At 71.2% G+C, this 497-nt stretch carries 1 protein-coding gene; it reads left to right on the top strand.

Annotation, left to right across the window (positions count from 1 at the left end):
• Positions 1 to 497 (top strand): NAD(P)/FAD-dependent oxidoreductase (locus J0A65_RS25615; RefSeq protein WP_206597028.1); only part of this gene is annotated, 497 nt, incomplete at both ends.

Here is a 497-nt window from a genome sequence, read left to right as displayed (position 1 = left end):
CGTTGCCTGGGGTCACCGGCGCGGGCGGCCTGCAGGCACTGATCAAGGGCGGCCTGCCGGTCGCCGGCGAGCGCATCGTCGTCGCCGGCAGCGGCCCGCTGCTGCTCGCCAGCGCCGCCACGGCGCAGGACAACGGCGCGCAGGTGCTGAACATCGCCGAGCAGGCACACTGGTCAGCCGTCGCCGGCTTCGCCGCGCAACTGCCGCGCTGGCCAGGCAAGCTGCTGCAGGCCTGCACCCTGTTCCATCCGGGCTACAGGGCGAACAGCCATGTCGTCGAAGCACTCGGCGACGGGCGCCTGCAGGCCGTGCGCCTGAGCATCGGCGGGCGCATCCGCAAAGTCGCCTGTGACCGCCTGGCATGTGGCTTCGGCCTGATAGCCAACCTGCAACTTGGCCAGGCCCTGGGCTGCCGCATCGAACTCAATGCACTGGCCGTGGATGACTGGCAGGCCACCAGCCTCGCCGATCACTACGCCGCCGGCGAAAGCACCGGC

The organism is Bowmanella yangjiangensis (genome assembly GCF_017255015.1).
Taxonomy (GTDB): Bacteria; Pseudomonadota; Gammaproteobacteria; order Enterobacterales; family Alteromonadaceae; genus Bowmanella; species Bowmanella yangjiangensis.
Note: the sequence above shows the minus strand (reverse complement) of the source record. Positions and strands in the feature narration are given on the sequence as shown.